4 protein-coding genes and 3 pseudogenes are annotated in these 7,908 nt (G+C 39.7%); 1 reads left to right on the forward strand and 6 read right to left on the reverse strand.

Translation table 11 applies throughout. The features are described from left to right. From BN67_RS12285 to BN67_RS13080, 4 genes and pseudogenes are all read right to left on the reverse strand, one after another. The coding region (locus tag BN67_RS12285) for a restriction endonuclease (protein WP_019224072.1) at window positions 1–815 on the reverse strand (815 nt) is incomplete at its 3' end. Between the two features lie 398 nt (window positions 816–1,213). Then, window positions 1,214–2,856 (reverse strand): annotated as a pseudogene (locus tag BN67_RS13075) (YfjI family protein). Window positions 2,857–3,238: 382 nt separating this feature from the next. Next, on the reverse strand, window positions 3,239–3,439 hold the full coding sequence (locus BN67_RS13910; RefSeq protein ID WP_019222130.1) for a helix-turn-helix transcriptional regulator: 201 nt from the start codon (window positions 3,437–3,439) through the stop codon (window positions 3,239–3,241). A gap of 208 nt (window positions 3,440–3,647) precedes the next feature. Beyond that, window positions 3,648–4,815: pseudogene (locus BN67_RS13080) on the reverse strand (tyrosine-type recombinase/integrase). Window positions 4,816–4,983: 168 nt separating this feature from the next. Here BN67_RS13080 and BN67_RS10720 point away from each other — a divergent pair. Continuing rightward, a complete protein-coding gene (locus BN67_RS10720) occupies window positions 4,984–5,211 on the forward strand; it encodes an abortive infection family protein (RefSeq protein ID WP_019224076.1) in 228 nt (75 codons plus the stop codon). 273 nt (window positions 5,212–5,484) lie between these two features. On the opposite strand, the pseudogene BN67_RS14345 reads toward BN67_RS10720, so the two are convergent. Next, window positions 5,485–5,613, reverse strand: a pseudogene (locus BN67_RS14345) (orotidine-5'-phosphate decarboxylase); the annotation flags it as partial. A gap of 379 nt (window positions 5,614–5,992) precedes the next feature. After that, window positions 5,993–6,838, reverse strand: a complete 846-nt coding sequence (gene pyrF / locus BN67_RS10730) for an orotidine-5'-phosphate decarboxylase (protein ID WP_019224078.1) — start codon at window positions 6,836–6,838, stop codon at window positions 5,993–5,995. Between the last annotated feature and the right edge of the window lie 1,070 nt (window positions 6,839–7,908).

A 7,908-nucleotide genomic window follows, 5' to 3' on the forward strand; every position in this document is an offset into this window, starting at 1 on the left:
TTACGGCGCTTGCCGATTTGCTTATCGGAACACACCGCAAAGCAATGCAAGGGCACTTGTGCATCTGCCGTCCATTCACGGATGCTTTGTGACATCAAGGCAAGAGAAGGCACCAAAAACAATACACGCTTGCCTGTTCCTGCTATGTGTTCTGCTATCTTCAAACTCGTGAAAGTCTTCCCCGTCCCACATGCCATAATCAGCTTGCCACGGTCTGCTTCTTTTAAACCTTCACAAACCGCTTTGAGCGCTGCTTTCTGATGATCTAAAAGCTTTTTCTTCCTTTGCTCGTAAAGAACAATGTTGCCTGTCTTGTCAAAGATACCCCAATCAATTGGACTATGGTCCATATCAAAGAGATTAATCCGATAAACCGGAACCGCTTGCCCTTCAATCATGGTATTGGCATTGTCGCTTAAATCTTTTTCCGTGCTATCAATCAGAAGACGGTATTTAAACCTCTTTTTACTCGAAATGGCGATAAAGCTTTCAATATCCTCTTGGGTAATCTGATGATTGGTCTCATAAAACTTACAGCGAATAGCAACGTAATCATCCTGATCACGAATTTTAGCGACCAAATCAATATCGGTGTCTGTATCGCTTCCTTTCCAACCCTTTTCGTCTGCGACCTCTCTATAAGTTTGAATCTTTTCGTATTCTTGCTTTTGGAGCGGGTCCCACGTCAAATAGGCAATGACAAACTTTTCAAAAGCAGCTTGCTTTTCTTGCTCTGATATCGCTTGATCACGGTAGGATTGTAAGAGAGAGCGTAAAGAAACATGTTTGTTATCAGAATAAAGAGGGTGAGACATAAAGAACAGACTCCATAACAATATATTTTATTGATTAATTCTCTTCAAAAGAATCAAAATGAAGTCTATTAAATCCATTTTGAGCAAATTGTGAAAAAAATGCAGAAAACGGCTAAAAAAGCCGATATTTTTTCAAAAGGGGTTTTAAAAGGTTTTTTATCCACAGCCCATGACATGGGATAAGATCAGCAAAATAGTGAAATTTACTGATCGTTTCACGGGTTATCAAGACAAATGTACTATGGGCTTTTAAAATATCAGAATGAGTATTTTGATGTATTTTATAGAGAGGTTTTGATGGTTTCTAAAACCCCCAAAACCCCCAAAACTAATGATGGGGAGGTCCTTTGAGAGTTCACTGTTATATTGTTTAATGTTTTTAAGATTTCCCAATTGCCTCAGTGTGATGTCTTATGACGTTTCACTAAGGGATGCCATTCATAACGTATGGTAGGTCGACCACCTTGTGAGCACTTGTCTCCAGAGATTTCACGAATATAGTTACAACGGCATAAAAGCTCTAAAGTTTGTTGAATGGTTTCTTTATTTTTTAAAAGCTTCCAATCACGTTTATAAACATCTCTTGCCGTAAAAACATCAGGGAAACAATCACAGCGTTTGACAAGAAAGTTTGCACCCTCTGTTGCTAAGCTATCCGCCGCCGCATAAAGACGTTTGGCATGACTTAATAAATATTTTTCCCATCGCAAAGCTGTTGTAATGGCATATGATCCAATTTCAGAATGACCCGTGTCAAGATGTTCAAAAATCAACGCAAGGCTTGCTATGGTCTTAGGCATTTTCAAAAGATGCGCTTGTAAACTTTCCGAGAAATGACCTCCTTTGACCTCTTTATGAATATGCTCCAGCCATTCATAAAATGTCACTTGGGCTTTGGGAGTAAAACGCATGATCAGCGGATGTTCTGGAGATCCTAATCGTTTATCACGAAACGAGCGAAACACCCCTTCATACTTTTGCCATGCCTCTTGATTGGGAGCTCGATCAACCAATTGCCATTCTTTATTATCATCGGGCCAGACAATCATTTGAAAGCGTTGCAACAAACCATCATCGTTTGTTCCACGGTGCATGGCTTGAAGAATGGGAATTATGCGAGAGGGTTGAATGCCTCCAATCATCGATAAAGTGACATGGGGGATAAAAATGGTTCCACGCCCTATGCGGTCATAGGTAAATTGATCATCTCCATTAAAAGCGGTTAGATAAAAGGCACGGTCTGTTTGATATTCCTTTCTTTCCATATTGGCTAAAAAACCAGAAAATTCATCACGCACCATTAAGAGTCCACGGGGGTTTTCTTTCAACAATTCCCCTAGCTTCTCTACCGTGACATCATTGACGATAAGACGTCGTTTTATAGAACTGTCATTTTCCTCACTTTCTTTGTGCTCAAGAGCTTGTGAAAGAAGAGCAAGGGCTTGTTCTTCGTCTTGATCTTTGAGTGCTTTATAGGCTTGTTTTTTCTTTTCTCGTTTATCTAATTCACTAAGAATATCTTTTGTTTCTTGCTGTTTTTTCTTCTTTACCCACTCTTGATACCATTCCTCTTGAAAGACATAAGAGAGGTTCTAAAGCGGCTTGCATGGTCTCTGTTTTCATGGTCGAAGGTTCCCCCACAATAACACCCCAGAGATTAGGAACAATTTTCCAATTATTATCATGTTGTTTTGGAGCAATCCGCACGCCATTACCAATCACAGCAGCTAAAGCGCAGAGAGTAGCAACGGCAACAAAATCGACAGGGGATTGTTGACGATCTGAAACATCAGAAATATAGCGTCCTAATCTTAAAGGAACTTGCATCATCTTGTGTAGGGGCAAAAGGCTCTACGGGTAAAAGAGTAACCTTGATTGACTGTAATTCCCCCCAACCATTTTGTTGCAATGCTTTTTCATAGGGAATGGCTTTTAAACAAGCATTGTTGTGTAAAGAGGTATTATCGTTTTCATTCACGAGAGTTTTATTATTGAGAGTTTTATTCTCTTGATTATCTAAAATCTTATTATCGTATAACATACTAATAGACCTTTTAAAAAAGAGAAAAATGGTAAAAGTCAGCCCTTTAGGGGTTTGCTTCATTAAAGACATCAAAACCTTATTCATGCGCACGGGCAGCCATGGCGTAACCTGCTTTACGACCAGCCTCATCAACGTCCATTGCGATTGTCAGACGGGCTTTTCATTGGCTTGGCATAAATGCACAGCACCGCCATCAAACCATGGGTAAAAGATAAACGAGGAAATCTATCATCATGGGAAGGGCATGTGATATGCCCGCAGCATGTGTATAAGAATACATTTTTTTATCCGTGCTATTGCGTCACAGGACGGATTTTGCTATTCATAATTCGGTAAGTAATGAAGAGCCTTGTCCGTCCTTACGTGACAAGGTTTTCTTTTATGCAGCGTTGTTGCTACGGTTGTTTTTTGCTTTCTCTATCACACCGTGAAGATCCGATTGTAACCAACGCGACAAAAAACCAAACTTTAAGGGTTTTGGTAAAACACCGTTTGTTACATGACGGCGGAATGTTGAAACGCTCATATGGAGCAATTTTGCACTTTCACGGTCTGTGAGAAGAGTATCATTTTCGGTTATTTAAAAATCCTTTCAGAACATAAATTGTAAACAAATCATAACCACTTATTAACCATATTCTTGAATCATTGAAAAGGTATTTAATCTATAAAAAACAGTCTTTTATCATGTGTTTTTAATATTGAATCTTGATGATTCTTAATGACACAATATGAGAAAAGAGAGAGAAAAAGTTATCCACAGATTATGGGGTAAAATACCCCATATCTTAAGTTTGACCGGTGACATAAGCAGTCCATTTATCCATATAGACACGGCGCTGTTCTAAATAGTCTGTACGACGATAGGCGCGTTCTACTTGTCCTCCTACTGTATGGCTTAGAATGGTTTCAGCGACCTCATAGGGGGCATCGGTTGTTTCAGCGAGCCAATTGCGTAAACTAGAGCGAAAACCATGGGGGCAGGCATCAAGACCAGTTTTTTTTCATATATTGTGACATGGAACACTCGTTAAGAGGACCACGACCTCTAGCAGAAAAAAGGAACTCATTGCGTGTGAGAGAGCGCGCTTGTTTTAAAATGTCTAATGCTTCTGTTGATAGAGGCACGCGAAATTCTGTTGTGGCATCACGTTTTCCTTTCATATTCTCAGCAGGAATAGTCCATATATCCCCTTCAATCTGATCTTCACGAATATGACGCAAAGGATTGGTGCGAACGCCGGTAAGGATAAGCAAACGCAAAGCCAGTTGTGTGAGGGTTGTTGTTTGGCAAAGTGTTTGATAAAAAGCCGGCACATCTTTCCAATCCATTGCAGGTCTATTTTGCGTTTTATGACGTTGTTTACCTAAGAGAGCCCGTGCTTTTTCTGCTGCTTGTAAATCAACATCCAATCCCAAGGCAGCCGCATGTTTGAGACAAAGATTAAGACGGTTCAGTGCTTTCTCTGCTGTTCCTGCTTTTGTATGCCAGATAGGGGCAAGGGTATTACGTATCTCTGTTTGTGTAATCTCTGAAACGGGTAGACAACCTAATTTGGGGAGAATATGCATTTTTAAAGGTGAAAACCAATTCCCATTTTTACCATCGCCTTTGAGTTCAGCTTTACGGCTTTCAAAAGTCTCTAAAGCAATGTCTTTAAGATAATGAAGATTACGCATTGCTTCACGCTTTTGTTTCTCACGTTCTTTAATGGGGTCACGTCCCTCATGTAAAACAGAACGCCATTGATTTGCTAGTTCACGTGCTTTTTTTAAAGAAACATGTCTTAGAGCCCCTAATCCCATTTCACGGCGTCGTCCGTGAATGGTATAGCGATAAAGCCATTGAGCACCTCCATCTTTACGCTTATGAAGTAACAAGCCGGCACCATCATTATATTTGCCAGCCCCCAATGTCGCGACAGCCCTTGCATTAAGACGGTTCATAAGAGCCATTTTTAGTCCTTTCTTCTCTAGTTTTTACCCATACGCCAGCCCCGCTTTTGACGTGCAAGCAAGTGATTTTGATTGATTCAACATAGAGAGATTTGAAATGAGAGAATCTTACGTTATTCGGGGTTCTAATTCAATATGAATAACGCTAGATTATCATTATAAATCAATATGTTGTTGCAGCAAAACCCAGAGAACAAAAATGTAAAAAGGCTCATCTCTGCTTTAAACCAAGTCGTGGATAATATCATGGCTTTAAGAAATAAAGAAAGTGCTGCACATGGAAAATCAAAGCAACAACTTCAAGAGTCCTATGTCCTCCCTCGCCATGCGCGTTTAGCACTTCATGCCGCACACACCCTTTCAGTTTATATCCTAGAGCGCCTGGAAACTTCATAATAAAAATCCTCTCAAGAAAACATAGTCTTCCCGCTCTGAGAAATATCAACATAGATGATCTGTGAGAGAACAGATTTATGATGAAAATTTCTCCTCTTAAATGAGAGCCCCGAAGATTATTAAGTCTTTCATTTTATATCTCAACACCAACTGAGAAACAGCGACACCTTCAAAAGCACCAAGAGTCGCAGTCAGTTTTGAATAATCCAAAACCACTTCCCCCAAGAAACCGCTTCTTGAGCTGCTTTTCAGAAAGAATATAAACAAAAATCCTCAAGGCATAAGAGTGCTTTGCACCTGTTCTGCAAAGTTCTTTATCACTGTTTTTAAGGCAACAATATCTGGTCCTGCATCCGTAACCGACATGGAAATAGAAGGAATAATATTCTGCCACAGACTTTGAAGAGTTTACTTCCTCAAAATTAAAGTGACAAACAGCGACATCTTCAAAAACAAAAATCTTCAAAAGCATTAAGAATCGTTGTTTATTTTTGATAAGCACATTGATTCATAAGGATTATTTTTCGCCTTCCATTTCGAATCACAACCGCAAATACCCGTAAGATTCTCTCATTTCAAACTTACTTATTCTTGAATCCATTTTTTCACTTACCTGTCAGCCATAAGCGGGATTGGCATAAAGGTAAAATGAGCGAGGAAAGGAGGAAAAAACCTCTCATGAACTGCCTTCATGTAAGGGCTATCACAACATTAGAGATCATCCCTTCCCTCCTAAACCGCTTCTTGAGCAGCTTTTCAGAAAGAGTATAGACAAAAATCCTCAAGGCATAAGAGTGCTTTGAGCCTGCTCTGCAAAGCTCTTTATCACTGTTTTTAAGGCAACAATATCTGGCCCTGCATCCGTAACTGACCTAGAAATGGAAGGAATAATATTCTGCCACAAACTTTGAGGAAACTGCTGTGTCAGTTGTGTGATTGTTCCCCCTTGCGCACCAATCCCTGGAACAAGAAACAAACTGTTTTTTAATTGTTCGATGGTGTGTTTTGCTTGCTCGCCCAATGTTACTCCAACAACAGCCCCAATGGGACCAACAGAATGCTGTGTGCCTAAAGATTGGCGATTATAGTTATCAATATGCTGTGCCAAATAAACAGAAAGAGTTTGATCACCAATGCGCGCATTTTGAATGTCTTTTCCCTCTGGATTCGAGGATTGCACCACCACAAAAACTGCCGTTTCTGTATCTTCCGCAGTTTTTATCAAAGGCAAAAGCGCTTCAAAACCAAGAAAAGCATTCACGGTTATAGCATCTGCTTTAAACGCACTGTTTGACCCCAACCAAGCTTGTCCATAAGCTTCAACCGTGGAACCAATATCACCCCTTTTTGCATCTGCAATAACCAATAAACCTTGTTTTTGTGCATTTTCGATAAGTTCTTTGAGAACCTGTAAACCTTCTACACCATAGAGTTCAAAAAATGCGACTTGCGGCTTGATAATCCCCACGTTGCCTACAGCCGCAGTCAAAAGAATATCACAAAAATCCCTAAGCCCCTTATCATCACAGCTTAAATTCCATGATTGCAAAACCTTATGGCTAGGGTCAAAACCGAGACAAAGCGGCCCATAGATTTCACGATTTTTAAAAAAAGTTGAACAAAACATGCGACACTCTCATACAGGCTCTTTTCAAATTTTTCGAGATGATCAAAAAGGGCAGAAACTGAAATTTTGAATAAAAGGCATTAAGTGACCGATAACATGCTTTCACAAAAAAGACAATCTTTTCAATTTTTACAGCAGATTGTAAACAAACCTCATAGATCATTTCATCAAACAGCCCTCGCCCACCCAACATCTTTATTGTCCTACACTTTCCCAATTTTTTTAACAGCTTTCCCGACATTTTTGTTGCACAAAAAATGACCGCACGGTGCAAATGCCCCTTCCATTCATTTTTCTACAAGAGATAATTTATTGATTCATAATGATTATTTTCGCTCCTCACCTTGAATGACACCACCCCGAATACCCGTAAGATTTCCCCTTTCAAACCACTTTATATGAAATCAATTTTATTCACTTGGCTTGTACACTATCAGCGGGATTGGCATGTGGATAAAATGCGTGAGAAAAGGAGGAAAAATGCCTTTTATGAACTGCCTTCACACAAGGGCTGTTGCAATCTCATGAGGCGCATAAATATACACTACGCATCGGTAAATATACCACAAGCTGGTAAAGAAAATGATAATGCTGAATTGTCCCTTTAACAACGTGAAGATAGTAGTGTATACAATGGCTTTATCATTATACAATTCATCCACACCACCCTGAAATGGGCTTAGGAACTTCTCAGACATGTCTCTTTAAAACAAGCATGGTAAACATGCAACGTGGGTGGCATTCCGTTTTACATGAGTACCCTTTCCTCAAAAGCAAAATTTTGAAACCAAATCTTCCCCATATTAAGCCTCACAAGAAAGACTCTACTTTTCTCACCTTAAGAAGCAATACTGAGGAGAAAGTATCGCTTTTATTGCTTTCATATAAATTCTTTATCTTTCCCCAAAGCAACATTTTCAACAAACTGTACCTAGACGATAGTTTGATAAGCCGCTATTCCTGCATGTGAATGTTGCAAATCAGTAGTGCTCACCTACACCGACGCGCTATACCATTCCCACATTGCTCTGCTTATCCCATCACAATACTCTGATTATAATTGTTTTTTC

The sequence above is a fragment of the Bartonella rattaustraliani AUST/NH4 genome, from assembly GCF_000312565.1.
GTDB lineage: Bacteria > Pseudomonadota > Alphaproteobacteria > Rhizobiales > Rhizobiaceae > Bartonella > Bartonella rattaustraliani.